The organism is Acinetobacter sp. 251-1, assembly GCF_030329305.1.
GTDB classification, from domain to species: domain Bacteria; phylum Pseudomonadota; class Gammaproteobacteria; order Pseudomonadales; family Moraxellaceae; genus Acinetobacter; species Acinetobacter piscicola_A.
Window position 1 is genome coordinate 45,081 of record NZ_JACANS010000016.1, and the last position, 26,343, is coordinate 71,423.

Consider the following 26,343-nt stretch of genomic DNA (forward strand, 5'->3'; position numbering starts at 1 on the left):
AAATTATGCAGCAGCTGCAGCTTTCTTAGCTTGAGCAGCTAAAGAAGCAACACGTTCAGAAGGTTGCGCACCTTGTGAAACCCAATGTGCAAAACGGTCAGCGTCTAAACGAAGTTTTTCTGCTTTACCTTGAGCTGTAGGGTTAAAGAAACCAATACGTTCGATGAAACGACCATCACGTGCATTACGGCTATCAGTCACAATGATTTGATAGAATGGACGTTTTTTAGCACCACCGCGTGCAAGACGAATAACAACCATGATAGAACCTTATAGTTTTTACGGATTATCCGTGTTTCGACCATCGAAACATTTCAAACCCCTTTCATAGAGGGCGGTATTTTACGTTAAATTTACTGCGAAATAAAGATCAATTTCTGTTTATCCACAGTTTTGAATTTAACCTCCTATTTGCCATCCCAGTCTGTGCTACTTGATGGAGTACAAGAGGTGCCTTTCGTCCAACATTTTTCTCCATCACTGGTTAAAACAATATCGCCATTATTTTGCATCAATGTTCCGCTTATAGGTTGCGCTGTTAAAATCCATGTCGCAGCTGTTGTTTGTAAATCTAACTCATATAATGCTTCACCATGATTTGGTATTAAATTTCCGCCATACATTTGACTTATCGTTGCATTGGTATAATGACCATTTGTTATTTTATATTGACTGAGCATATGTGCTATAGCCATCATTTCAGCTTGGGCATCGGTTCTATTCACTTTCACTTTATAATGAATATAAGAGGGATAAGCAATTGCAGCCAAAATAGCAATAACAGCAACGACGATCATGAGTTCAATTAAAGTAAATCCTGTTTTTCTCACCCTTACCACTCCTCAAAACCTGCATCACCACACGAGTCATAGTCCATATTTTCCTGTGTGATATTTTTACAATGTACACCTTCACTGGTTAATAATAATGAGTAATTCGCAGGATCTTGGCTTATGGCTTTAATTGACCAGCCTTGCCCACTTGAAGACGAATCTGTCAACAGTGGATTTCCAGTCATACTATCGACCAAAGTAATCGTATATTTTGAGTTTAAATTTAAAGTTTGTAATGACACATCAAATACAGAGTTACTTGGGTACAGATAATTGGCATTAAACCCTTTAAAACTAAAATTCCGAGCCTTATAACGCTCTAATTGCTCTGCAATTTTCTGCATTTCTTGTTGCGCTTGAGCAACATTGGCTCGCCTTACAAAATGCTGATAACTTGGGATCGCAATGGCTGCCAAAATAGCAATAATGACAACGACAACCATGAGTTCAATCAAGGTAAAACCTTGATTGAATCTAGTTTGAGAAGTTTGTCCAACAGAATCATTTTTCATATTATTCTGCCTTGGCATAACGTTCATACCAACGATTTGGAATAAATCGAATTGCCCCGCCAGCAGTAATAAACTTCGAACCTGACTGGCAGTCAGAACCAACACAACCAACACCAATATCAGCAGGATCTGGGACTACAATTGTTTTTTTCCCATCTTCTCCATATGGCCCCACATTTAAATGAACAATCCCCGCACCTAAATTGTAAACATAGTTAGCATTTTTCGGACATATACCTGTAGGCAGACAAAGACGCTGCGTAAAACTATGACCTTTTACGCCTGCACCACAACTTGAAGAAGTACCATTATTTGAAGCATCATATTGAGTGACATACAGACTTCCCTCCATAGCAACTAATGGGGTTAATCCTTTAATAATACTCGCACCTGCTTCTTCTCTATTGGTCAATGTTGCGCTAAACTTTTTCTTAAATGGATAGTACCATCCACCCCAACCTGATTGAGCATTTGCCTCAGCACCTAATACCAGCGTTGCTGCACTATCACTACGGGCAACATGTTCATTACTGATATATTTTAATTGACTTGTTGATGCCGTTGTACTGTTTTCCGCAGCCAAAGTTCTTGTACTTATATGTGTCTGCGGATAGAAAGTTCCATCAGGATGAATATCATAATCATAAATTGCATAAACCGCGTCATACTGCAAACCTAAAGGATCTTTTTTACCTGTGGATGTTGGAGAGTCGTCTGTAGCCAAAAGTGGAGAACTCTTATTTCCTGAGACAAAGCTTACCACAATGATATTGGCACCTTCTTTCTTCCCTGCACTATGGTGTGCAGTAAATACAGGTGCCATATAGAATCGTGGTGCAGTACCATTATATAGCTGTGTTGCACTATCTTGAGTTTGTAAATTTAGAATTTGAGTTACTTGAGAATCAAAACTGTCTTTATTTCCATCATTTTTAAAGTCCACTCGGAATGCTTGACCTGCTAAATCACCAAAATAGAGATGATCTACTACACCATCATTATTACGGTCTACCGTTTTAACATCACTTGCAACACTATATTTTAAATTTGCATTTGACGCATGTTCTACACCTGTATCACTTGATGAAGCAGAAGAGTCTGCATACCAAAGCAAATCACCATTGTCGGCATCAAACATATATACGCCTGAGCCTTTTTTATTCTCTTGTTTATAATTATAGTGCTCATAACCTGCATAACCAGTACGAATACCATTGGCGAACAAGCCATCACCATGGTCTCCACCTGCGTCATAACCACCACCAACGAACATCACCAATTTGCGTTGACCTTTCCAGTTCACATAGTCTAGCTTTGGCTTTGACCAACTTTGTGCCATATTTTCAATAGCTTTATATTCTTTTCCACTTGAATTGGCTTTTGAATACACTTTTCCCGTTGTAGGATCAATATGAAATTTCAACGCAGGATGATCAATTTTCGTTAAATCTAATGAATAATAGCTACGCCCACCCATGCGTAAGCCACCATATACCCATTGTTTACCACTTAGATTTTCTACTTCATCTTTAGAACCAACAACATCACGCACTGCACCATTCACTGTGAGCGTACCATCTGGTTTAGTCACATACACTGTATGTGCAACCCACTCGCCATCGATACCGTAATACAATGCATCTTTACCACCAGCAAGATTTCCCGCATTTTCACGGAAAGTTTCAGCTTGGTTTTCAATCATTTCTTTAGGAACAAAACTAAATTTTTCAATGCCTGTTTTTGCATCGACAACACTCAATAAGCCTTGAGTTGTTCCAAACATAACGTAGTCTTTACGCCCAATTGAACTAATTTCTACTTTTTTTGTGGTTGTATTCCGAGTAGCAACCGCTTTACCTTCTTGAGTTAAAAGTACTGGCAATGAGTGATAAACACTCCCCATTTGCCTAACACTTGTAGTTGCACGAGTAAGATCCAAATCCTCAGTTGCTGTTTCTGTGCTGATATTATAGCCCAATAAAGTCATCAATCCTCTGACACGAGATGCATTATCAGTCTTCGTTTTATTATCAGTTGTATAAGTATAATCGATTTGATTTAAATCAAAATTTTGACTAATTCTTTCATCTTCACTTTTAGAGCCATCATAATCATAATTCGTTAAGAGCTTCCGACCTGCCGTTGTAATGGAATCACCTTTGTCATTGGTTTTTGTGACTAAACCTAAAGGTAATTGGCTCAGTGCTCCACCTTTTGAAAATACAGGAGAATTTTCAGGATAAGTCACCCCTGATTTTGCCCAAAGATCCGTTAAATCCTGCAATTTACTTTTTAAAACCACTGTTTGGCTAGCAGTTCCATTTTCGTCTGCATAAACACCACCATTCACTACATAATATTTTTTTAAGTTACCAAACCATAATTGAGTACTATCACTTGGCTTAACTTTTGGTTCAAATTGTGGGAAATAGGCATATTTTTGAATAACTTCAGGGTTTAATGCATCCATAGGCACTGTAGATAATCCAGTACTAATACTTGGAATTTCCCCACCAGATTTATCAACAAAATCTGCAATACTCTCTGCTACATCTTTGGCATTCGAACCAGAATACCACCCTCCTCGACCACGAATACCCCATTTCGCTGCTTGCTTAATATCATCACTTATACCAGTCAACGCATCAACACCCGCTTCAGTTTGAACAGATGAAGGGATTGTATTGAAGTCACTACCAAACCCAACAACTGCTGTTTTAAAACTTATATTTGCGGGGTTCTTAGTAGAGTCAAGAAGAGCCGACGCTAGATTTAAAGTACAATTCCACCCAGTCCCACTATCAGTACATTCAAAACCTGCACCTTTATTTCCTAATGCTTTACGTATTAGGCCCGAAGTCCCATTACCATAGTTTGGCACACCGTCTGTCAGTACATATACCCCTTGACCACTACACTTTTTCTGATCATCAGTATAGCTAATTTGTCTTGAAATTGTAGTTGGTGCTAGATAAGCGGTTTTACCACTATTTTTTGTAAGCTCACTAGAATAGCCAAAACCACTAAATGCATTATTTGTAGTATAAACATTACCAGAATAACCATTTACAGTCTTGGCGGTTCCTTTAGTAAAGCCACTAGGTACTTTCCCATAATACACCTCGCCCCATGTCAAGCATGAACCTGTTTCAGCCATACTGACGCACTCTGCAAAAATATCTTTCCTATTATAGGTTCCGCCAAAGTACCATTCACCTCCGCTTATTTGTGTTGTTTTCCCCATCAAATAAGCAACCACTTCTGCATAGGAGCGTGTTGTTGGTGTATTGGTTTGACCACGAAGTTTTTTAACTTCCTCTATTAAAATTTCACGTTGTGTTTTTAAAGTACCTGATACGTTTTCGCTCAATGCTCGAGCTGGAACTTTAACCGCTCCAGTTTCATGATAAGTCGTTGTGTATGCACCTAAAGTAGATAATCCAATAACCAAATCATCATCTAATCGCTTTACCCCTTTCGCAGTGTCCCCTTCTAAAACGGCTAACATTCCCTGTCTTAACCTTGAAATACGATCAAAACATTTATATGCACTTCCAGATTTATCACAATCTTTTCTTATCTGCTCCGTTATTTCATTACCAGAAGCAACACAATATTGACCATTTGTAGCATCGCCTTCAAAGATCGTCCTCCCCCAATAATCTCTACTACATATCCCCCCATAGTCCTGCTCTATAGAACGTGTATCCATAGAACCTGAAATATCAAGCAAAAACATAATTGTAGTTGCTCCCTGTGAACTATTTCCAGGAACATAAATTTCCAAATCAGCTGCAAAACTAGGAATACTTGCACAAATTAAAGATGTAATTGCAGCAGCAATTGTGCCAACCTTAAATTGATTTAAACCTTTTTTAATTTGCACATTTTGCTTAAGTACATGTAGGTCAGATTTTTTCATTTCATTCTTTTTCATGATTCATTCCCCTATTACGATGTACGTACGGCTTTCATTGTATATTCCATCTCTTGAGTACTATATGGAACATGATTTAAAGATAAACAGTCAGTTACGGTTTGATTTTTAATAACACTATCAACAAAACTGGTATAATTTTTTAAACAATCATTGATATCGGATTTAGAGCTAGCACTTAAATTTGGCAGAATCGATGTCGCGGTAATCACTACCTTTTGAATACCCGTACTTTTTGAACTCTCTTTATCATCACCTTCTAGCATGTGTTCCCAATCTCGATTGTTTTCTGAGGCTCTGACCGTCACTTGCGTTAATACTGCATTACGACCACTCAAAAAGTCTGTTAGACGATCTAATTGGCAAAATCCATTTTTACCCATATCCGTGTTTTTAATCGTAGAACCATTCCAATAAACTACACTTGCTAAACGGCTTCCAGCAAAGTTGTCCTCTGTTGTACCTCGGACACAAAACACTAACTCTTTCCCTTTATTTTCAGGACGTAAGGTATAATTCAACATGCCGTCACCAATACGCATATTGGTAAATACCAGTTCATCATCCGTCTTATTTTCTAGAGTAAAAAATACTGAATCACTGGTCTGTTTTAACAACGCTTGAGCTTGTGCATTGGTTGAAATTTTTAAAGACGTAATACTGCCTCGAATCGCCCATGTGCTTACTAAAGTCAGCAAAACCAACATCACAAGTACAACGATGAGTACTGAGCCCTGTTGAGAACTTTTGAAATTCAGCTTATTCATATTCTCTCCTCACTCAACGCCAAAACCATTTCTAAGCGCAATCGTTTGAGTAACTACGCTGCGTAAATACAATGCATTAAGCTCATTTTCGGTTAACGTGGCATTTACATTTAAAACTTCATAGGGTTGATTTTTATCAAAAAATTTATTTGTTCCCGTAGAATCTGTTGAGCGAACAAGCAAGCCTATTTGAACTGAAACGATCTGTGGTTTTTGCCCAGTCAAATTTCGATAATCTTCAATATTCATATAGCTAAAACAATCAAGTTTTGAATCTGGTTCAATATTGCTTGTCACTGTATTACCATCGACTTGTTCTGTTTTTGTAATACTCGAACAACTTGTATTAGCACCATCATAAGCAATGCCTAAACGCACACTGAAGTGATCTACTCTAGGAATAATAATTTTTGCTTGACTTTCATCACTTTCAATAAGTGCAGGAAGTGATGTATTGGTTTTCGCTGTTGTTTCTGTATAACGAGCAGCTTTACATGCCAATGCAAGAGGATCATTTGGATCATTGCGATCAGTATCTTTCTTAACAAAATAACGTTCTACGACATAATCATTTGCTGTCAACTCTCGACCTTCGCAGTCAAATTGATTGGGCGTACTGACACGATATTGAATGACCAGTTGATCACTACTTTGCCCCTCTAGGTTTGACTCTCCTATAGAACCACGAGTTAACAAACCATCAGCAATAGTAAAATTATCTAAATTATTCGAAATATTATTGGCAGCTAAAACAATTCCGCCATATAAAACCTTATCATCGACATAAGGTTGCGATGAGTTTAGATTTGCCAATCGAACTGAATCAATCATTCCACCTAAACCAAACAATGCGGAGTTCTGTAAATTGATCATGCCTTGTTGTACAGTTGCACTTTTTTGACTGGTTAAAAATAACTGTAGCGCAATTGCACTTACTAAAAGCCCTAATACCAAAGCAATCATTAATTCAAGCAACGTAAAACCGAGTTGATTTGTTATAGATTTCATTTTAAAAAGCCTCCATAACAAGACATTTTGAGTTCACAATATATGCGCCCGTCGTTGTATCTATACACTCGCTAAGATCGTTGGCTGAAATTACAGTTTTTCCCCAAGCTACATAAATACAGTTCAATTCACTAGCCACACAATCATGAATAACGACCATTTGCCCATTATTGGTTGCCTTTGCTAAAACCTCACCTGCATCTTGTTTGGCAAAATTTTCTTCATTACATTTTGGTAAAGCCAAGGCTTTTGGAGAGGTAATTTTTGTTGTACCCATACAATTATTTACGGTAGATTTACTATTAATTGCCGTTTTATAATGACCCAAAGCCCCACGATTTATGCGCATACGCTCTGCAAGATCTCGCGCAGTACTCATGGCAACTGTTTGTTCAGTCGCTTCTTGAGCTGCATCTAAAGCCCGAAGTTGTAATGCCGCAAAACCTAAAACACCTAATGCAAGAATGACCAAAGCAACAAGAACTTCTACTAAGCCAACACCTTTTTGATTATGACGATCCATTAGCATGTTCCCTTATTCAAACCTTCAACAGTTCCATTTTGAGCAATGAGAATTGTTCGGCTTTCACCTAGTTTGGAGTGACATAAAGTAAAAGTTAAAGGCACAACTTCTTCTATTGTTTTTGGATTTATAGGTGGATCTACATCCATATCTGTTGTAGCGTTTTTATCATAATTTGGATTCGGTATCGTTTTGGTACGTTGTTTCGCACTCCCTAATCCAGAAAAAACGACATCAATTGGATCACTTATAAGCTTTATATCTGGATTTTTTGAGATCCAAGTAAAGCTTGTTGCGGTATTTGATGGACATTCCAATTCTTGTTTAGCATTTTTAGGACAGTCCAATTTGATTGTTATATTTTTGCGTAGTGATATTGCTTGACCTCGTGCCTCTCCTAAAACTAAAGCAAAGTCTTTTGCTAATGTATCTAGCTGTTTTTTTGAAACTAAATTACCAAAACTTGGTGCAGCCATCATTGCAATCACAGCAAATACCGCAATAGTGACCATCAACTCAATAAGCGTAAATCCCCTGATAAATCGCATGACATTGTCCAAATTACAAATTTATACACATACGATACTAATACTTTATTTTATCAAAAAAATAATATAAAGATAAAAGGGTGTTTTAATAGATAATCGGTATAAGTAAATGATTTAAAACAAGTTTAATTAAAATAAAGATAAAAAAATCACGTAAAAATTTAATTAGATAATACTTATCACATTATTATTATTTTTAACCAACTGGTCTAACTTAAAAGATTAAAAACACGACTGATCAAATAAAAAAACCTTCTAAATTAGAAGGTTTTTTATTTATAGAAGATTACTTTATTTATCTATCTTCCCATTGATTACTACAAGTTGTAGCTGGAACAGGATTACCTTTATTATCAATTGTTGCTGTGACATTGGCATTATCGTTATTTTTATACCAACATTTTACACCTGCTGAATTTAAAGAAATAGCTCCTGTACCTTTTTGTCTTCCTGTGGTTATTGGTCTTGCAACCAATAACCATGATTGTAGATTCGCCTGTGCATTAGTAAAAGCAACACCAGACATATCTGTTAAAGTTAATTGATAATATGGATTATTAAGAGGATATGTGGCGCCACCCAATTGAGTTAAATTAGCCCCAAAGAAACTATGATTCACCAACCGATAAGTTTCCAAATTTTGTGCAACATTCATAATATGGGTTTGCACATCTACCCTATTCCCTCTTTTAACATATTCTGAATAATTAGGAATCGCTATCGCAGCTAAAATAGCGACTACAGCGACTATAATCATCAGCTCCAATAATGTAAAACCAATTTGCTTACCAATCTTCACTTCCATCTGCTATTGCCCCACAATCTGTAAATGTTACTTTAGACGCCACCTTATTTTTACACCTAAGTCCATGATTATTAAATAAATATGTGAAATTTTTCACATCTTGTGGAACAGCTTTCATTACCCATGCAGAACCATCTGTGGCTAAATTGGTGGTCGCTGTTGCTTGAACAGTAATTGTATATTTAAGTGGATCTCCAACATTTATTGAAATAGGGGTATACAATCTGTAGCTAAAATTTCTAGATTTATAACGTTCCAAATCCTGGGCTATGCGTTGCATTTCCGCCTCAGCCAATGAAGCATTACTTCTGAGTATGTATTGCTGATAACTTGGGTAAGCAATTGCAGCAAGCACTGCAATCATAACGACCACAATCATCAACTCAATAAGTGTAAAACCATTTTTTAAATTCATTTTTCACCTATTTAGCATACCAATTCATTGGTTTTGTTTGGGCGATACATTTCCATTCGCCCGTACCTTGAAGATTATCTGCCAACTGTAAACCACCACAATTTCCATCTGAATCTTTTGGTGCAAATGTACTTCCTAAAATCCCCTGCCCAACAGGTGGGCTCACAGTCTCGCCAGAGACCTTATCTGAGTCTCGCCCTGGACGATAACCTGTTTTATTTTCTACAGTATTGTTAAGTGTTACATTCGTACCAGTTCCTGTTATACAGACACCAAATGGCAAACAATAATATTGACGGTAAGTTTCTCCAATAACTCGAACCTGACATGGATCTGGATTTGGATTAATAATTTCGCTTTCTGGATCATAAACTGTCGCGACCAAAGTGTTAGCTATCGCAATTAATGGTTCAAAAGCTTTAATCCCACCTAATTGTCGATAACTATTATTTGCTCTTTCTGTACCTTGCGAATTACTCGATAAAGAACGATACCAACCATAACGAGTTGCTGTCGTTACCGTAGCCACATAAGGAATGAGTTGATTCTTTAATGTAGAAAAATTACTATTTCGAACAACAACTTGAGGATTTTGTATAAGACTTGCTAAAGTCAAATCTTTAATCGCTAATGCATAATCAATTGCATAATTTGTATTTAAATCTTTTTTCAGAGCATCCGTATCCATAATGGCATAAATATTATTTGCCAATTGACCCGTTAATGCCGCAGGTACTGATGATGGACGTGCACGCCCTAAAGGTGCAACATCTAATGGTGAACTACGATCACCAGATGCAACCGTCATTAATACAAACCTTTTCCCTTGCTCACGATGCATGGTTAATGTAGGTGCTTCATAAAAACGTGGATTATTGCCATTCGTAATATTTGTACCTGCTGCATTTGTCGCTAAATTTGCAACTTTAACAACACGTACACCAAAACTTTCATTATTTGATGTTTTATTTTTATTATTTAAATCAACACGGAAAACTTGCCCTCCAAGATCTCCAAAATATAAATGATCTACTAAGCCATCAGCATCTGTATCTAATGTAGAGATATCACTTACAATACTATGTTTCATATCTGCATTATTTTTATCCGCATTCGTATTACTCACCCAGAATAAGCGGTCTCCTGTTTCGGCATCAACAACATAAACAGCATTACCTTTTGCCTCTGTTCTGTTTGAACATTGCGCTTGGAACGTAAGACTTTTTGATGCATCTGCTGTGTAATCTGTACCAAGTTTAAATCGTGGATCTTCATAACATGTGTCATAACCACCACTAATAAACATAACTCGCTTAATCACACCATTAATTCGAATATTCCCTAGTACCGGTTTCGACCAAGATTGCCCCATACGACTATATGCCGATTGATCAGCACTAATTCTAAATAAAAACTTCGGTGAAGTTTTTGTCGTAATATCTAGGCCGTAGTAACTACTACCACCCATACGTAAACCGCCATACACATACATTTTCTCAGCAACAATCTTTGTTACAGCGGTATCCCCTGAACCCACATGCTCATATTTATATGTTGGATCAGCGACCCAAGCCGCATCTGTGCCTGCTGCAACACCGACTGTAGATGTTTCATCCTTTTTCAAAGCCAAAGATTGTACAGGGTCAGATAAAATATCCGATGGAATAAATGCAAATTGTTCCGCTCCAGTATCTGCATCTACTAAATGTAGCCCCCCCCTCCATTGTTCCAAATAAGATTGATTGACTACGTGCAGACTGTAATTCACCATCACTATTTAACACCCCTGCATAAGTGACTTGCACGGGTAGTGAATGAGAAATCCCTCCTAAGCTATTCCATTCTTTTCCTTGTTCTTGCAAAGGCACAGTGGTTAAATCTGTTGGTAAAGCAGTATCATTTAAATCAATTTTAAAACCTAAATAGTTAAGTATTTTACGTTTTAATAAATTAGTAAATTTTGAGGTTACTGCATTTTCATTTAGATTTGTTATTGTCGTTGCTAAAGTAGAGTTTGCCACTTCTGGTAAACGCAATAAATTAGCCCCTTTAGATAATTGAGAGGTTAAATTATCATTCGTATCTAATTTAAAATTGGTATAAAGATTACGTACTTGAGTTGGTGCACTAACAATCGGCATTGGGATGTTTTTATAAGCACCACCTTTATAGACACTTCCTCCTTCATCAGCACCTACATTTCCCCAAAGATCATTAATCCCTGTATTAAACTTACCTTTATTATCTAATACTAATGAAGAGGTGGTGGATGTACCTTCAGCTAAAGCACCATTCACAATATCATATTTTTTTAAATTCCCAGCCCACAATACATCTGTGCTACCTGGTCTTGGCTGAAATGCTCGAACATAACCATACGATGTAACTCCCGTTGGATTTAAATCATCAATAGGTACAGACCAAGCACCTGTCGTTAATGGCTCAATTGTTCCTGTATCTAAATTATTTAAAGCAGCCAATACACTATTTGTAACATCTACAGCATCTTTTGCTTGGAAAAATCCACCATTACCAAAACCAGTCATACTATTCCGAAATATTGTATTTGGTTTTTCGGTTTTATCCTTATTATAGAATGAACAATCATCACCCTCTTTAGCTGAACCAAGCTGACATGCATTACGTGTGTCTACTGACAAACTCGCAGACATCGCTCCTTCAAACTCTTTACCGAAACCAACGAAAGCTGTCTGAATTGGGCGCTGCTTAGGGTTAGTTTCTGCATATAGGCTTCTTGCAAAAGCCCCCATACACTTCCAACCACTCCCCGAATGACTATTTGTTAAACTATTAGAGACATCACATGAAAAAGAGCTTTGATTTAATGCTTTTGCCATGATTGCATTTGAACGAGGATCAGTTGTATTATTTGGCTGCCCATCGGATAAAATATATACCCCCTGACCATCACAAGTTGCTGCTGTTTCTGGCAAAGGACTATTATACGCAGTCCCTCCAGTATTCTTACTCGTACTTATAGACTTTGCAAAACCAGAATCGCTAGGAGAACTAATACTATCATTCGTCCCTACGCTCTTTTGATAAAGCCTTTTGTTCCAAGTAGCATCACCATATTGTCTTAAATAAGTATATCCCGAAGGTACTGCTTGATACACATATGACCCCCAACTACTGAGGCATGTTTCACCATCTGCTCTATCACATAGCCTATAAGCAACATAAGAATTATTTGATGCTGAATACCAAGCTTCAATTAAAGGTTTATTTACAAAATTATATATAGGATTTGTTGTTGTTGTACCCAATAAATAAGCTGCTGCTTCAGCATAAGCATGTGAAGTTGGCGTTGACCATCCTGCAGACAACGCAGCAATTGCTTTTTTTAGATCCTTACGATGATCTGAGTTAATAGCACCTAAAGGTTTTGCTGGTACTTTAATAACTCCGGATACACTATCTTCCGCAGAGTAATAACCCAAGCCGATATAGGCTTTTTCCAATTTTGGATCTGCACTATTTAATAATGCAAACATACCGTCTTTTAATCGAGATAGTCGATCATAATATTTTCTTGGGTTATTAGGCTGTTCACAGTAAACCTGCGTATATGAGATATCAGGAAAAATACGATCTGTTTCTGTTCTAGTACTAAATTTAGTTTTTCCCGTACCTCCTACAGCGCTACAGGTATTGAAGGTAAAAATATCACCATAATCTGCAACAATTGCATTATTACCAAGATCATCAGCCACCATCCCCATACTACCCGAGCGGTCTAGCATCATAATTAATGTTTTTTGACCTGCTGTACCAGGACCTGCATAAATTTGTAAATCTGATGCTTGCAGTAAAGATGGTACTGTAACCAAGATGCTACTACTCATCATTACTTTTAATAGGTAACTTAGATATGTTTTTTTCATTTCCATTCTCCACCTTCCGGCTAGTGAGAAAATCTATTTAATTAAAATATGCTTTATTCAGGTTTAGAAACTTCGATGAGCGTATTTGCCAATACAAATTCTTGCGTTTGCGATACCACCGGAATTCCATAATCAGATATACAATCTTTTAAAGTTCGTAATGATGGATGTTCAGTATTATCATTTAATCTTGGTTTAGATGTACTTAAACACTCACTTTGGACTGTGCTTATCGAAGCAGTTGAATATGCAGGTAACATCGAAGTTGTAGTAATCCTTACACGTTGACTACCTGTAATTTGTGCACCTAAATGAGCTGCTCCACTTGCATTAGTTCCTTCGGGTAAGTATTCACCTTTCTCTGTCTCACCGGCACTCTCTGTAATCAATGAAATTGCAACTTGAGTCACAACACCTGTTCTTGCGCTCCCAAAATCGGCATTCAGATCACAAAAACTACTATTTGTACCAGAAATTAAACGCATAACATCACTTGTAATGGCTGTTCCCGTCGTACTATAGGGTGAGATTTGTGCAACATTATTAATAGGGGCAAAATTTTTCTGTGATTGTGGACGATAACAAAATATATATTCTCGATCGGGCAAACTATTATTAATCGCTAAACCCACTACATTATCCAAACGTCGCAATACCACAGGTGACTTATTACGAATAATATATAAAGGTAAATCTGATGACTGAGTAAGTAGCTGACGTACTTGACTATTGCTTGCAATTCGTAAACTTGTTATAGAATATTTTACTGCCAATGCACCGATTCCTGTGACTAAAAGTAAAATAATCATAATTGTAATCAGTGTCATACCTTTTTGTTGTGCTAATGATTGGGTAGTTCTCATAGTTTATCTCCCAAAGCATTACGCAAAGCTATTGTAGTGACATATACATTGCGTACAAATTTATTCGTTACACCTTTTGTAGTTGGTGTATTTAAAGTGACGGTTCTTCCGAAAATTTCATATGTCGATAGCGTAATGGGTGCTGTTCTCACTTCATTTTGTGATCGAATTAGCACTGCCATTTTAATCATTTCAATCGAAGGTACTTCCTGAGCAGGTTGTGCATTTCTTGCTGCTGCGGCTGCTGCTATATATTCATCTACTGTATAATAACGATAATTATTACCTGTACGTGCACCCAAGAGAAAACCAAAATAATCTACATTAGGAATAATAATTTCACCTATGTTAGTCGTCCCAAACCCTGTCAAAAACGTCGGGTTTGCATTTGGAATATCTAATGGAGTATTTGCTACACAGGCTAAACCTAAGCTTGTAATATTTGTATCATGATCCGTTTTATTATTCTCTTGACGTAAGAAGTATCTCTGTACAACTCTATCGCCTTTGCGAACATTCTCACCTACGCAATTTTGCATATCTGTTGGTGCAACAAATTGTATTGTTAATTGATCACTCGCAAGACTTACATTACTTAAACCACTAGATCTCGTGACAATTGTATTTGCAAAAGCAGTTGTCGCATTTGCATTACCTATAGCCAAATTAATATTGGTTTGTGTGGGCAAACCTGTTGTAAAAACAACTCCCCCTTTTACAGTTTGATCATTTAAGTTTCGATTTTCGACATTACCATAATTCGCCAACCTCACATGATTTGCTATATATTCGAGACCAAAAATTCCCCCATCCTGAACTTGTGCTACACTTTCTTGTAAACGAGAATTTTTCAAACTGTTTAAAAAAATAGCTAAACCAGCAGCTACAATTAATAAGCCTAGTGCAATAGCAACCATCAACTCAACTAATGTGAAACCTTTTTGTTTTTTAATTATCATTTTTAATAGCTCTCCATCATCAAGCAGTTTGAAGAAGCAACATAAACACCTGTATTACTCATACAGCTAGTCACATTTAAATTTGCTGCAGTTCCAGTCAGTGTCGTATCTTTCCAAACACTAAAAATACATAAACGTCTATCTGCAACAGGTGTATTTGTAGCAATTCCTGGACAAGTTGCTATACCTAAACTCAACCCCTGTATAGCCGCTTGTCGTGCTATGGCATAGGACTCAAAAGTTGAAAGTTGTGCAGGAGTACAAACCGTAGTATTGCAATTTACTGTCGCTGTCGGTTTTGAAGATGCCAAAAGATAAGTATTTACATCAGTCACATAATTTGCTTTAGCTGTATTATTTACACGAATACTTTCAGAGAGTGACTGCATTAAATGCACAGCTTGTGTTTTAAAAACAGAATCTTGAGAAGCTTCAATAGCTCTGACTTGTAAAGCAACAAAACCCAGAACTGCAATAACCAAAATAACCAAAGCAACTATTACTTCTATTAATCCAACACCTTTTTGTATTTGTAAATTCATCAACATGTCCCCTCAGCCAACGTAGTAATAGAGCCCATACGAGTAAGCTGTAAACGCCTAGAAATACCTAAATCTGCATGACAAATAGAAAAAGACATCGTGGTCTGATTAAAGTTTTTTACACCTCCAGTTGGCTCAAAAACAATATTCGTTACACTCCCACTTTCTAAAGAAACTTCGCTTATATTAGAATTCCAATTCAGTAAAGTAGCTGTATTAGCATCATTAGAATTGAGTTTTAACTCAACATCTTGTCGTATATTCACTGCCTGACTTCTTGCATCAGTTATTGCAAGTGAAAGCTCTCTAAAGGCTGTATCTAATTGTCGTTGCTTAATTGTATTCACAAAAGATGGCATAGCCAGTGCAGCAATAATCGCTAAAACAGCAAGCGTAACCATAAGCTCTATTAAGGTGAATCCCCTGTTTTTTTGCATTCTTCCTTCACCGACAAAACTTTATTATTATCTATATTTTATTAACAATTTATACAAAACCAATACATAGTAGACAAATGGCACAAAAAAACCGATAACTGCTTAACAATTATCGGCAATAAAGGTGAGTTAAATTCTAAGCCTGTGTAACTTGAATTCTTAATTCTTTAGGCAAACTAAACGTAATATTTTCTTCACGCCCATCTAGTTCTTGTGGTGCTTCTGCGCCCCAGTCCTGTAAACGTTGAATAACCTGCTTAATTAAAATTTCTGGTGCCGATGCGCCTGCCGTCACACCAATTTTCTCAATGCCAGCAAACCATTCTTTTTTTAATTCATCTGCATTGTCAACTAAATACGCATGTTTCCCCATACGTTGTGCCAACTCTCGTAAACGGTTAGAGTTGGATGAGTTTGGCGAACCCACCACAAGTACAACATCACATTGCTGTGCCAAATCTCGAACAGCATCTTGACGATTTTGTGTGGCATAACAAATATCGTCTTTCCGTGGCCCTTGAATATTGGGGAATTTTCCACGCAATGCGTCAATTACTTTTGCTGTATCGTCAATGGATAAAGTCGTTTGAGTAACAAATGCAACTTTATTCGGATTTTGTACTTGTAGAGACTCAACGTCTTCTTCATCTTCGACTAGGTAAATATGTCCACCTTTTTTAGTGTCATATTGTCCCATTGTCCCTTCAACCTCAGGATGTCCTTCATGACCAATCAGAATCGCTTCCGTACCTTCACGTGCGTACTTGGTCACTTCAATATGAACCTTGGTAACTAAGGGACAAGTTGCATCAAAGACTTTTAAGCCACGGCGCTCAGCTTCTTGTTGTACAGCCTTAGATACGCCATGTGCACTAAAAATAACAATATTATTATCAGGGACTTCATCAAGCTCATCAACAAAGATTGCGCCTCGCTGACGCAAATCATCCACGACAAATTTGTTATGTACCACTTCATGACGGACATAAATCGGCGGGTTAAAACATTCAAGTGCACGATTGACGATCGCAATTGCACGGTCTACACCTGCACAAAAACCACGTGGATTGGCCAATACAATTTTCATAACACCCTCAAGGCTCACTCAAAGTTTCAATAAAATTTATTCAGAAAATGACAAACAATATGCAAAAGCTATTTTGTTTGTGCGCACTCTACTCTAAAATAGAGAAGATATTTTATCATATCAGGAAAAATATCATGTCGGGTCTATTGTTTGTCGTTTCTGCTGCATCAGGAACAGGCAAAACATCTCTCGTGAAAGCCCTGCTTGAGCGTGTAAGTAATTTGCACGTTTCTGTTTCTCATACTACACGTGGTCAACGTGTGGGTGAACTCGAAGGCGTTCATTACCATTTCACCAGTAAAGAAATTTTTCTTGAGCAGGTCAATCAAGGCGGTTTCATTGAATATGCTGAAGTTTTTGGTAATTATTATGGTACGTCTCAAGCGACTGTACGAGAACAACTCACCAAAGGACATGATGTTTTACTTGAAATTGATTGGCAAGGCGCTGAGCAAGTTCGTAAACTTTTTCCTGAATCAAAACAAATTTTTATTCTTCCTCCCACTCAATTTGATTTACGTCAACGCTTGTCAAATCGTGGCACAGACTCGGTAGAAGTGATTGAACATCGCTTAAGCTGCGCCGTAGAAGATATGCAACAATATGTCAATTTTGATTATATTATTATCAATGATGACTTTAATAAAGCACTGCATGACCTTGAATCTGTGATCAATGCCAATCGCCTTAAACTCAGTCAACAAGCAAATCGTCATCAAGCTTTAATTGAGAAATTAATTACACCTGAACCTAAATGAGTGTGTGATTAAACTTGAGTATAAAGTTAAAGCATTTTATACTTAACAGTCTATTTAAAAATTTACATTCATACGAGAACTCTTATGGCACGCGTAACCGTTGAAGATTGTTTAGACCATGTAGACAACCGCTTTGAGCTTGTACTAGTGGCAAGCAAACGCGCGCGTCAATTGGCACGTCAAGGCATTGAACCAACTTTAGAGTGGGACAATGACAAACCGACTGTTGTTGCTTTACGTGAAATTGCAGCAGGACATGTAACCAAAGACATTTTGAAACAACGTGATCAAGACTATCAAACCTCAAGTCTTGACCTTGCACTTTCAGTGAATAATTTAAACTTAGAAGGCTTTTCTTTCCAATAAGTTGAGCTTTCTAAAAAAGCCTAGTATTTACTAGGCTTTTTTATTGCAATTTATTTAGATAAGTAATCGACAAAATTCAAAATATTTGTTAAAAAAAATAAAGGTTTTTATTTTTTAAAATTGACAACTCACTCAATATGCTTTTCATTAAAGCATTGACGAAATATCCCTTGATTTTGTAATACGGAAATAGGTGTTCTATGCCAGGCCAAGTGGTCAGCCAAGCCAAGCAACAGCTCAATATTATTATCGACGCTTATTTAAAACCAAGCGAAGTCGAGCAAGTGCTTACGGCATGCGATTATGCAGACATCGCACATGATGGTGTGACTCGCAAAAGTGGTGAACCCTATATTCTTCATCCGATTGCGGTCAGTTGTATTTTGGCACACATGCGCATGGATGCAGAGACATTAATGGCAGCACTCTTACATGACGTCATTGAAGATACAGATTTTAGCAAAGAGGATATTGCAGAAAAATTTGGTCGTGTTGTTGCTGAACTCGTAGATGGTGTGACCAAACTCAGCCATTCAAGTGATAAAGAATACAATAAAGCAGCTTCTTTCCGAAAAATATTGCAAGCCACCTTACAAGACCCACGTGTCATTATTATTAAATTAGCAGACCGTTATCATAATATGACGACGTTAGGTTCATTACGCCCAGATAAACGTGCACGTATTGCTCAAGAAACTTTTGATGTATTTGTACCCATGGCACGTCTTGTTGGTATGAATGAGATGGCGGATAACTTAGAACATTTATGCTATCAAAATCTTGACCTTGACATGTATAATGATGTACAAGCATCACTCCTTACAACTAAGCCTGAACGCTGTAAATATCAAACCACATGGGAACAAAATCTAGCAGACTTACTGCATACCTATAGCATTCAAGGTCGTATCAAAAAGAAAAATAATAATATTGAATTACTTCGTCACTTTGTTAAAAATGAAATTGATTTACAAGAGCTAACACATAGTCATGCCTTTGAAATTATTTTACAAAGTATTGCCGATTGTGACCGCTTGGTTGAAGCATTACGTGAAAATTTCCAAGTATTACATTACGAAGATCATATTCGTTATCCACTCCCAGGTGGAAATCAGTCCTTAATGCTACGCTTAAAAGGTGAAAAAACCACCTTATCACTGACCATTCAAACGGAGCTCATGCGTAAAGCTGCTCGTTTCGGCGTCGTGTTAGGCGAAAATGCACCGCAAGCGTGTCGTTCAGCCATCCAAGCTTCCATGAAAAATTTAAATATTCTGGTGGATGGGGATTGTGCCAAAACAACGTTTAACGACTTATTAGATTATTTACACCAAGAAAAAATTTGGGTGTACACGCCACATGGTCAACTGCATGAACTACCACAAGGTGCAACAGCAGTCGACTTCGCCTATTCTGCCAGTTTGTTTTTAGGCAACCATGCCGTAGGTGCAAAAATTAATGGTGAGATTAAACCACTTTCTACACCACTACAAAGCGGTCAAGTCATTGAAGTCATCACCGATGTATTAGCAACACCTAATCCAGATTGGCTTAGTTTTATCAATACACAAAAAGCACGCCGTGCAATTCAACATATTTTAAAAGATCAAGATATTGAAGAACAACGTCTTGTCGGTCAGCAAGCACTAAATCGCGCATTAAAACTATTTAATCTTTCTGTTAAAGATCTCGCTGAGTCTGATTGGATCGATTTATTACAATGGCGACATGTCAGTAGTAAAGAAGCCCTATATGAGCAAATTGCAGTGGGCGACTTACTGCCACAACTGGTGGCCAACCATCTCTTTGCCCAAGATCAAGAAGATAACGCCGCGTCTGAGCGCCTCATTCAAGGCACGGAAGGTGTCGATGTTAAATATGCACATTGCTGCAATCCTGTACTCGGCGACCCAATTCAAGGGCATATTTCACGCCGTGGTTTGATTGTGCATCGTTCACGTTGTCATAACCTACTGCACGAGCAACATTTACATCCTGAAAATATCATGCCATTGCACTGGAATTCTGAAACCGAAGATGATATCAACTTTAGCGCTTATTTAAGTATAGATTTAATTTTAAATGACGAACAAATTTCAGAATTGATTTATTTATGTCGAAAACTCAAAACTGGCGTTGAATCTGTACAAAGTCGAGATGAAAAAACTTTTGTCAATATTGTTGTTAAAGACCGCAAACAAATTGCACAAATTATTCGTGAAATTCGAATGTTGTTTGGTTTCCCACGGGTCACACGTTTAGCCATGCCGCTCGCAAGCCCACAAGTTTCTAAAGCGTGTTAATCAGATAAACCGATATACCTTTCGAGAATATCATTCATCCGATATGATGGATTGAATTGAAAAATAGGAGAAATTGATGTCCCGCCAAGTGATTCATACTGAAAATGCCCCTGCTGCGATCGGTACTTACTCTCAAGCCATTCTTGTTGGCAACACACTTTATCTCTCAGGTCAAATTGGTTTAGATCCATACAGCATGGAACTCGTAGAAGGTATTGAAGCACAAATTCGCCGTGTATTTGATAACTTAAAAGCCGTTTGTGAAGCTGCGGGCGGTTCTCTTGCAGACATCGCAAAACTCAATATTTTCTTAACTGATTTGTCTCATTTCCAATTGGTCAATCAAATTATGGGTGAATATTTTGCACAACCTTATCCAGCACGTGCTGCACTCGGTGTTGCAAGCCTGCCTAAAAATGCTTTGGTTGAGATGGACGGCATTGTGATTATTGAGAAATAATTTATAGAAATATCAAAAATTTAAATCCCAATTAAAATACCACCGATCAAGTGGTATTTTTTTATCCAAAAACTCAATGAACAAAATATCGATATTTAAATGAATTTCATTGACAAACGATAATAATTATCAATAATATCAATTATCGCATTTAAAGCTGTGGTTGATTCTCATGTACGTTTGCTTATGTCGTGGTATTACCGATCAAGATATTAAAGATGCCATGGCAAATGGTGCTGAAAGCTATCGTGAAGTTCGTGAATTATTGGACTTAGGGACATGCTGTGGGCGTTGTGCACCTGAAGCAAAAAGTATTATTAATGAAGAATTAGCCTTAATTGCTGCACGAATTTCTGTCGCTGCTTAACCGCGTTTTGATATTTAAATAACCATAATAATCCCTCTATGATCATCTTCCTCCCCCGCTTCGACTCAAAGCGGGTTTCTTTTTAATTTTTTTTGATCTTATTTTAAATATAAATCTAACCATTTGTATAACCTTTAAAGCTGAGTAAAATCTTCATCTTCCATGATTTTGATTGCGATTTTCATTTGCTGTTCTATAAAGGGCTCGAAACTGTGTGCAATTTTGATTACTATAAAACAATGGATTGCCTTAAAAATATTTTGAGGCACAGATTTAAAATGGAGCATTCACCATGAAAGGCAATCGTGACGTTATCAACCAACTGAATCAAGTGCTTTATCACCATTTAACCGCAATTAACCAATACTTTTTACATTCGCGTATGTTTAATGATTGGGGCATTGAGCAATTAGGTTCAGCAGAATATAAAGAATCTATTCGCCAAATGAAACATGCAGACAAAGTCATTGAACGCATTTTATTTTTGGAAGGTTTACCTAATTTGCAACATTTGGGTAAATTGTACATCGGGCAACATACACTAGAAGTACTGAATTGCGACATTCGCAAAGTCAAAGAAAATATTGAAGCACTACAAAAAACTGTCGCGCTTGCTGAAGAACATCTTGACTATGTGACACGCGATTTAGTCCAAGAAATTCTAGAGAAAGAAGAAGAATATTGGGATTGGCTGACCACCCAAATTGATCTCAGCGACAATGTGGGTATCGAAAATTATATTCAAAGCCAACTCTAAGCATGAGCTAAAATAAAAAACCCTTTGTATATACAAAGGGTTTTTTTATGACTATTTTTCAGCTTTTGGCAATAAATCCTGATAACTGTGCTTATCTCCATGCAATTGAGCCAAAATCCAAAGTTGATGTTCTGCTTCAGATTTTTTACCATTAAATGCAAGTACTTGTGCATATTTTAATAGGTCATATTTAGAAGCCAAATTTGCCACCATACGATCAATATGTTGCAACTGCTCATCCGACATTTTGGTCAATGGATCTAAACCAATCCACCAGACCCGCTCCTCAAACTGTGATAACAACCAAATCGGTTGATCCATCACGGCTTGCTGTGCAGCTGTCAGGGGCTTTTTAAGATTGATAAATACGCTCTGCTGACGATATAACAGATAATCTCGATACACTACAGCGCATAACGAAAGCCCGATTAATACCAAGCTTAACGTAACGGCAGGTTTTAAATTTTTACTTGGTAAATATGGATATTGTGCTTGAATAATGCCCAATAAAAAACCCATTGGTAATAAGAAATAAGCATAATGAATTGGATATTCTAAAAAAGCGTGAATTAAAATTGCACAAACCATCAAGGTTGCAACCAAAGAAATCGGCTCTTTAATGCCTTTATTTAACCAATACAACCAACCAGCAACATATAAAATAATTAAAATACCTAAGGGAATACCATTCCAAATCAGTAAATCCAAAACAACATTATGTGCAGTTTTATACCATTCATGTGACGGATAAAGATCAAATGCAGCAATCTGTGCCATGCCTGTTTGATTCCAACCATAACCAAACCAAGGCTGTTGCTGAATTGCCACCCACGCTTGTGACCACATATCAAGTCGTAAATAACCTGAAGATGCACGCTCGACAGCAGTTGCAGTATCCACAACTGTTTGCTGTGAAACAGTACTGATTAAAGCATTGAAATAAGGCAATAAACCAATTGCAGCAACAAAGATGCCGACCCAAAGCAATAATTTTGTAAAACTGAAACGTTTCGGCTGATTAAATTGTTTAATTGCTAAATAAATAAGAACAAATAAACACACCACCCAAGAGGTCCGAGACTGTGTTAATGCAATCGTGAAGACTAAAATCAATGTAGATGGAATCAAAACGATATTTGAAATCAAGCGCTTTTCATAAAAATATAAACAGGCGAAAACTCCCATCGTTAAAAAAGTCGCTAAGTTGTTGGGCTGGGCAAAGTTGGCATAAGGACGGTTTCCTTTAAGGAAATTCATCAATGGCGCAAAATATGAATTGATACCCAACCACTGACAAATTGCGATTACACTTGAAAGTAGCGCTACAATTAAAATCACAATACTCAACGCTATAAATGTTTTTTCTCGATGAAACTTGTCTAGTGATAAGTTATAACCAACGACAACCATCAGCCAAAACATCAATAGATATGCTGTACATAGTACAGCATTACTAAAATACAGAATGTGCCCAAAACCATATTGAATAAAGGGAATGAATAAAATCGGAAGTGCTAAAAGTTGTGGCTTTGGAATTTTTAGATCCTTTTTCAAAAACATACACAGTAACGTGATGCCTGATAAAAAAGTCAAAACTTCACTACCAAACGTTGTCCATGGCAGTTTATGAAAAGGCAAGAGATATGCCAGTGCTAAAAATAGCGTGGAGAGTATAGGTAAAATTGCTTTCATTGAACAATGCGCAAAAAAAAACTGAGTGAATTATACACTCAGTTTGAGATCATCTTTAAAACAATGTAATCTATAAGGATGTAAAAAATTATCCTTTGATTTTTAGGAAATATTTATATTTCTCACCTTAAGAAAAATATTTTTGAAAAATTAATGTACTAAATCACTCGTGCTCGACGTATATTCTTTTGGGTTAACTATGAATCACAAAAAAACTCTTTTAGTTTTAGCTTCAACATACCCTCGTTGGGCTCATGATCATGAACCTAGATTTATACATGAACTCTGTAAAAGATTAACGACTGAATTTAACGTTATTGCCCTAGTACCAGATTCAGAAGATTCAGACCCTAATGGATTTTTAGATAATGTTCAAGTTATTCGCTACAAATACGCTCCAAAGCATCTGCAATCCCTTGTTAATAATGGTGGAATTGTTAATAATTTAAAGGCATATTGGTGGAAATGGCTGTTAGTACCAAGTTTTATTTTAAGCCAATATTTAGCAGTCAAAAAAGTTTTATCTGAAAATAAAATTGATCTAATTCACGCACATTGGTTAATACCGCAAGGTTGGATTGCATGTGTACTTGCTAAAAAATTTAATATTCCATTCATTGTTACATCACATGGAGGAGATTTATTTGGATTACAAGGAAATACTGTAACTAAATTAAAAAGAAAAGTTGCACAAGAAGCAAAAGCAATGACTGTTGTAAGTCAAGCAATGCAAGGATATTTAAAGCAAATAGATATTCAACCTAAATTATTACAAGTCATTCCAATGGGTATTGATTTACAGCATCATTTTATACCTAACCCATTAGTTACAAGACAACAAAACGAATTACTTTTTGTGGGAAGATTAGTACCTAAGAAAGGATTAAACTATCTACTAAAAGCACTCTGCATACTTATAAAAAAACAACCTCAATTATGCTTAAAAATTGCAGGATTTGGTCCAGAAGAGTCCTCATTAAAAGAGCAAGTTAGACAATTAAATCTTGAAAATAATGTCATTTTTTTAGGTGCACTGACTCAAGACAAATTACCCGAACTTTATCAAAAAGCAACTCTCTTTGTTGCCCCTTTCGTACGTGCAGACAATGGAGATCAAGAGGGGCTACCCGTTGCGCTTATGGAAGCCATTGGATGTGGTTGCCCTGCAATCGTAGGTCATGTCGCAGGTATTGAAGATTTACTTGGTGATGATATAAAGCAAATCGCTGTTAATCCCCATCACCCACAAGAGTTAGCTTCAGCTATTTTTGATGCCTTACAAAACCCTAGTATTACAAATGAAAGAGCAATGCGTATTCGACAAAATGTAGTAAATCTTATTGACTGGGAAAGCATTTCAAAAAAATATGCAAATATTTTAAACTATTGTATCAATGACTCTTTTATCAACAATAAATAGTTATTTCACAATAAGATTAACTCTTAAGTGAAAGAATAAAAGGCTCTATACGTTTAATAATGTCACTCCAATTCTCAACTTCAATATGTGAATAATGAGGATCTTGTAGCTGTTGTTTTAATTTAGATGCAAGATCATGGGCATTTTCTGCCTCAAATAATGCTTGTGGTATATTTTTGAATAAATAACTCATTTCACCAATATCGGCAACCACCACTGGTAAATTACAAGCAAGCATTTCATACGCTTTTTGCGGGAAGCAATAGCGTCCAAAAGGTGTATCTAAAATCGAAATAATACCTACATCTAATGCTTGAAAAAATGTTGCGACTTTTGAATGAGTTAAAGAACCTAAATATATAACTCGCTCTCCTTGTGGTGGTGGGTAATCTGGCTCGTATGGACCTGCTATCACTAAATATACATTTGGTATTTCTTTTTCAAGTATTTTCCAAGCTTGGTAAATAACCTCCACACCTTTATCACGATACAAACCACCAGCAGTACCGATATATAATTTATTTATACTGAGTTGCAGTTCTTCTCTGGATTTAATTTTATCTCCTTTTCTAAAAATGCAAGTATCTACAGAACTTGGCATTGAAATCACTTTACCTTTTGCATTGTATTCATTTTGAACTAAATCAGCTAAAGGCTGGCTTGTCGTCAAAACCAATTGGGCCTGACAAACAGCCTTGCGCAGTAATTGCTTCATACCCAAAATACGAGCTTGCCCAAAACCTTCAAAATTATCATAAAGATCAGCGACAAAAGGAATATTTAGTTTTTTAGCACACCATGCTCCCCAAACAATATGTGGAATGTCTGAAGCGGCGATAATAATATCAGGTTGAAATTGTTTTAATTTCTGTAAAAGAAAAAATGGATAAATCAGTACTCCAACCTTCTTTATCCCTCTATAACTTTTTGAATGCCAAGCTAATGATTTTGAATCATTAGACTCACTCCAATTCCCTTCATCGTGGGACTGATAGCTTAAACAGGCTTTGTTGCACAAACCTATCTGTAAAGGCTTTTTCAGCGATATAATTTTCAAATGAAGAAGCCTACACACAAAA

General features: G+C 36.8%; 26 protein-coding genes. 7 read left to right on the plus strand and 19 right to left on the minus strand.

Translation table 11 applies throughout. From position 1 onward, the window contains the following. Positions 1-3 precede the first annotated feature (3 nt). The 17 genes from rpsP to ispH all read right to left on the minus strand — a co-directional run bounded on the left by rpsP (position 4) and on the right by ispH (position 17,141). Complete coding sequence (gene rpsP / locus HX129_RS13780) at positions 4-261, minus strand: 30S ribosomal protein S16 (RefSeq protein WP_004826436.1); 258 nt, start codon at positions 259-261, stop codon at positions 4-6. A gap of 146 nt (positions 262-407) precedes the next feature. Continuing rightward, positions 408-797, minus strand: a complete 390-nt coding sequence (locus HX129_RS13785; protein WP_218946327.1) for a type IV pilin protein — start codon at positions 795-797, stop codon at positions 408-410. 35 nt (positions 798-832) lie between these two features. After that, the gene (locus HX129_RS13790; RefSeq protein WP_286436291.1) at positions 833-1,345 is read right to left on the minus strand and encodes a type IV pilin protein; all 513 of its coding nucleotides are present in this window, start codon (positions 1,343-1,345) and stop codon (positions 833-835) included. A gap of 1 nt (position 1,346) precedes the next feature. Beyond that, the gene (locus tag HX129_RS13795; RefSeq protein WP_286433497.1) at positions 1,347-5,282 is read right to left on the minus strand and encodes a pilus assembly protein; all 3,936 of its coding nucleotides are present in this window, start codon (positions 5,280-5,282) and stop codon (positions 1,347-1,349) included. Between the two features lie 14 nt (positions 5,283-5,296). Further along, the gene (locus HX129_RS13800; RefSeq protein WP_286433495.1) at positions 5,297-6,049 is read right to left on the minus strand and encodes a PilX N-terminal domain-containing pilus assembly protein; all 753 of its coding nucleotides are present in this window, start codon (positions 6,047-6,049) and stop codon (positions 5,297-5,299) included. Positions 6,050-6,058: 9 nt separating this feature from the next. Then, positions 6,059-7,057 carry a PilW family protein gene (locus tag HX129_RS13805; protein ID WP_286433493.1) on the minus strand — a complete coding sequence of 333 codons (999 nt, stop codon included), beginning with the start codon at positions 7,055-7,057 and terminating at the stop codon, positions 6,059-6,061. A 1-nt stretch (position 7,058) separates the two neighbouring features. After that, positions 7,059-7,580, minus strand: a complete 522-nt coding sequence (gene pilV / locus HX129_RS13810; RefSeq protein WP_174493848.1) for a type IV pilus modification protein PilV — start codon at positions 7,578-7,580, stop codon at positions 7,059-7,061. After that, entirely contained in the window at positions 7,580-8,128 is a 549-nt protein-coding gene (locus HX129_RS13815; RefSeq protein WP_286433492.1) for a pilus assembly FimT family protein, read from the minus strand. Before HX129_RS13815 ends, pilV (HX129_RS13810) begins: the two co-directional genes overlap by 1 nt. Positions 8,129-8,423: 295 nt before the next feature. Next, positions 8,424-8,933, minus strand: a complete 510-nt coding sequence (locus HX129_RS13820; RefSeq protein WP_286433491.1) for a type IV pilin protein — start codon at positions 8,931-8,933, stop codon at positions 8,424-8,426. Beyond that, complete coding sequence (locus HX129_RS13825) at positions 8,914-9,348, minus strand: type IV pilin protein (protein WP_174493850.1); 435 nt, start codon at positions 9,346-9,348, stop codon at positions 8,914-8,916. The genes HX129_RS13820 and HX129_RS13825 overlap by 20 nt, the downstream gene beginning before the upstream one ends. Before the next feature lie 7 nt (positions 9,349-9,355). After that, positions 9,356-11,080 carry a pilus assembly protein gene (locus HX129_RS13830; RefSeq protein ID WP_286436292.1) on the minus strand — a complete coding sequence of 575 codons (1,725 nt, stop codon included), beginning with the start codon at positions 11,078-11,080 and terminating at the stop codon, positions 9,356-9,358. Continuing rightward, entirely contained in the window at positions 10,992-13,253 is a 2,262-nt protein-coding gene (locus tag HX129_RS13835; RefSeq protein WP_286433486.1) for a pilus assembly protein, read from the minus strand. Before HX129_RS13835 ends, HX129_RS13830 begins: the two co-directional genes overlap by 89 nt. 53 nt (positions 13,254-13,306) lie before the next feature. Next, positions 13,307-14,116, minus strand: a complete 810-nt coding sequence (locus HX129_RS13840; protein ID WP_174493852.1) for a pilus assembly protein — start codon at positions 14,114-14,116, stop codon at positions 13,307-13,309. Then, the gene (locus HX129_RS13845) at positions 14,113-15,075 is read right to left on the minus strand and encodes a PilW family protein (RefSeq protein ID WP_286433485.1); all 963 of its coding nucleotides are present in this window, start codon (positions 15,073-15,075) and stop codon (positions 14,113-14,115) included. The genes HX129_RS13840 and HX129_RS13845 overlap by 4 nt, the downstream gene beginning before the upstream one ends. 2 nt (positions 15,076-15,077) lie before the next feature. Next, a complete protein-coding gene (gene pilV, locus HX129_RS13850; RefSeq protein ID WP_174493854.1) occupies positions 15,078-15,617 on the minus strand; it encodes a type IV pilus modification protein PilV in 540 nt (179 codons plus the stop codon). After that, positions 15,617-16,054 (minus strand): pilus assembly FimT family protein, encoded by a 438-nt coding sequence (locus HX129_RS13855; RefSeq protein WP_174493855.1) that lies wholly within the window; start codon positions 16,052-16,054, stop codon positions 15,617-15,619. The genes pilV (HX129_RS13850) and HX129_RS13855 overlap by 1 nt, the downstream gene beginning before the upstream one ends. 136 nt (positions 16,055-16,190) lie before the next feature. Then, a complete protein-coding gene (gene ispH, locus HX129_RS13860) occupies positions 16,191-17,141 on the minus strand; it encodes a 4-hydroxy-3-methylbut-2-enyl diphosphate reductase (RefSeq protein WP_286433481.1) in 951 nt (316 codons plus the stop codon). Positions 17,142-17,275: 134 nt separating this feature from the next. Here ispH and gmk point away from each other — a divergent pair, with 134 nt between their 5' ends. From gmk to bfr, 6 genes are all read left to right on the plus strand, one after another. Then, a complete protein-coding gene (gene gmk / locus HX129_RS13865) occupies positions 17,276-17,899 on the plus strand; it encodes a guanylate kinase (protein WP_130072229.1) in 624 nt (207 codons plus the stop codon). 84 nt (positions 17,900-17,983) lie between these two features. Continuing rightward, positions 17,984-18,265: a DNA-directed RNA polymerase subunit omega gene (gene rpoZ, locus HX129_RS13870; RefSeq protein WP_065993767.1), complete on the plus strand. Its 282-nt coding sequence runs from the start codon at positions 17,984-17,986 to the stop codon at positions 18,263-18,265. A gap of 200 nt (positions 18,266-18,465) precedes the next feature. Then, the gene (locus tag HX129_RS13875; RefSeq protein ID WP_174493857.1) at positions 18,466-20,568 is read left to right on the plus strand and encodes a RelA/SpoT family protein; all 2,103 of its coding nucleotides are present in this window, start codon (positions 18,466-18,468) and stop codon (positions 20,566-20,568) included. A gap of 76 nt (positions 20,569-20,644) precedes the next feature. Then, the gene (ridA, locus tag HX129_RS13880; RefSeq protein ID WP_111859199.1) at positions 20,645-21,028 is read left to right on the plus strand and encodes a deaminase RidA; all 384 of its coding nucleotides are present in this window, start codon (positions 20,645-20,647) and stop codon (positions 21,026-21,028) included. Between the two features lie 172 nt (positions 21,029-21,200). After that, positions 21,201-21,395 carry a bacterioferritin-associated ferredoxin gene (locus HX129_RS13885; RefSeq protein WP_130072231.1) on the plus strand — a complete coding sequence of 65 codons (195 nt, stop codon included), beginning with the start codon at positions 21,201-21,203 and terminating at the stop codon, positions 21,393-21,395. 292 nt (positions 21,396-21,687) lie between these two features. Further along, positions 21,688-22,152, plus strand: coding sequence for a heteropolymeric bacterioferritin subunit Bfr (bfr, locus tag HX129_RS13890; RefSeq protein ID WP_286433476.1), 465 nt, complete (start codon positions 21,688-21,690; stop codon positions 22,150-22,152). Positions 22,153-22,203: 51 nt separating this feature from the next. Here bfr and HX129_RS13895 read toward each other — a convergent pair whose 3' ends face one another. Next, a complete protein-coding gene (locus HX129_RS13895) occupies positions 22,204-23,844 on the minus strand; it encodes a PglL family O-oligosaccharyltransferase (RefSeq protein ID WP_286433474.1) in 1,641 nt (546 codons plus the stop codon). A 199-nt stretch (positions 23,845-24,043) separates the two neighbouring features. Here HX129_RS13895 and HX129_RS13900 point away from each other — a divergent pair, with 199 nt between their 5' ends. Further along, positions 24,044-25,264 carry a glycosyltransferase gene (locus HX129_RS13900; RefSeq protein WP_286433471.1) on the plus strand — a complete coding sequence of 407 codons (1,221 nt, stop codon included), beginning with the start codon at positions 24,044-24,046 and terminating at the stop codon, positions 25,262-25,264. Between the two features lie 16 nt (positions 25,265-25,280). Here the strand turns inward: HX129_RS13900 and HX129_RS13905 are convergent. Continuing rightward, the coding region (locus HX129_RS13905) for a glycosyltransferase family 4 protein (RefSeq protein ID WP_353622020.1) at positions 25,281-26,343 on the minus strand (1,063 nt) is incomplete at its 5' end.

Bases quoted from the DNA above. Each gene is read 5' to 3' on its own strand.
- HX129_RS13795 (WP_286433497.1), bottom strand. From the start codon at position 5,282: ATGAAAAAGAATGAAATGAAAAAATCTGACCTACATGTACTTAAGCAA.
- ridA (WP_111859199.1), top strand. From the start codon at position 20,645: ATGTCCCGCCAAGTGATTCATACTGAAAATGCCCCTGCTGCGATCGGT.
- HX129_RS13855 (WP_174493855.1), bottom strand. From the start codon at position 16,054: ATGCAAAAAAACAGGGGATTCACCTTAATAGAGCTTATGGTTACGCTT.
- HX129_RS13820 (WP_286433491.1), bottom strand. From the start codon at position 8,933: ATGGAAGTGAAGATTGGTAAGCAAATTGGTTTTACATTATTGGAGCTG.
- HX129_RS13790 (WP_286436291.1), bottom strand. From the start codon at position 1,345: ATGAAAAATGATTCTGTTGGACAAACTTCTCAAACTAGATTCAATCAA.
- rpsP (WP_004826436.1), bottom strand. From the start codon at position 261: ATGGTTGTTATTCGTCTTGCACGCGGTGGTGCTAAAAAACGTCCATTC.
- HX129_RS13805 (WP_286433493.1), bottom strand. From the start codon at position 7,057: ATGAAATCTATAACAAATCAACTCGGTTTTACGTTGCTTGAATTAATG.
- HX129_RS13825 (WP_174493850.1), bottom strand. From the start codon at position 9,348: ATGAATTTAAAAAATGGTTTTACACTTATTGAGTTGATGATTGTGGTC.
- HX129_RS13885 (WP_130072231.1), top strand. From the start codon at position 21,201: ATGTACGTTTGCTTATGTCGTGGTATTACCGATCAAGATATTAAAGAT.
- HX129_RS13815 (WP_286433492.1), bottom strand. From the start codon at position 8,128: ATGCGATTTATCAGGGGATTTACGCTTATTGAGTTGATGGTCACTATT.
- HX129_RS13845 (WP_286433485.1), bottom strand. From the start codon at position 15,075: ATGATAATTAAAAAACAAAAAGGTTTCACATTAGTTGAGTTGATGGTT.
- HX129_RS13835 (WP_286433486.1), bottom strand. From the start codon at position 13,253: ATGAAAAAAACATATCTAAGTTACCTATTAAAAGTAATGATGAGTAGT.
- ispH (WP_286433481.1), bottom strand. From the start codon at position 17,141: ATGAAAATTGTATTGGCCAATCCACGTGGTTTTTGTGCAGGTGTAGAC.
- pilV (WP_174493854.1), bottom strand. From the start codon at position 15,617: ATGAATTTACAAATACAAAAAGGTGTTGGATTAATAGAAGTAATAGTT.
- HX129_RS13895 (WP_286433474.1), bottom strand. From the start codon at position 23,844: ATGAAAGCAATTTTACCTATACTCTCCACGCTATTTTTAGCACTGGCA.
- pilV (WP_174493848.1), bottom strand. From the start codon at position 7,580: ATGGATCGTCATAATCAAAAAGGTGTTGGCTTAGTAGAAGTTCTTGTT.
- rpoZ (WP_065993767.1), top strand. From the start codon at position 17,984: ATGGCACGCGTAACCGTTGAAGATTGTTTAGACCATGTAGACAACCGC.
- gmk (WP_130072229.1), top strand. From the start codon at position 17,276: ATGTCGGGTCTATTGTTTGTCGTTTCTGCTGCATCAGGAACAGGCAAA.
- HX129_RS13785 (WP_218946327.1), bottom strand. From the start codon at position 797: ATGATCGTCGTTGCTGTTATTGCTATTTTGGCTGCAATTGCTTATCCC.
- HX129_RS13800 (WP_286433495.1), bottom strand. From the start codon at position 6,049: ATGAATAAGCTGAATTTCAAAAGTTCTCAACAGGGCTCAGTACTCATC.
- HX129_RS13840 (WP_174493852.1), bottom strand. From the start codon at position 14,116: ATGAGAACTACCCAATCATTAGCACAACAAAAAGGTATGACACTGATT.
- bfr (WP_286433476.1), top strand. From the start codon at position 21,688: ATGAAAGGCAATCGTGACGTTATCAACCAACTGAATCAAGTGCTTTAT.
- HX129_RS13900 (WP_286433471.1), top strand. From the start codon at position 24,044: ATGAATCACAAAAAAACTCTTTTAGTTTTAGCTTCAACATACCCTCGT.
- HX129_RS13875 (WP_174493857.1), top strand. From the start codon at position 18,466: ATGCCAGGCCAAGTGGTCAGCCAAGCCAAGCAACAGCTCAATATTATT.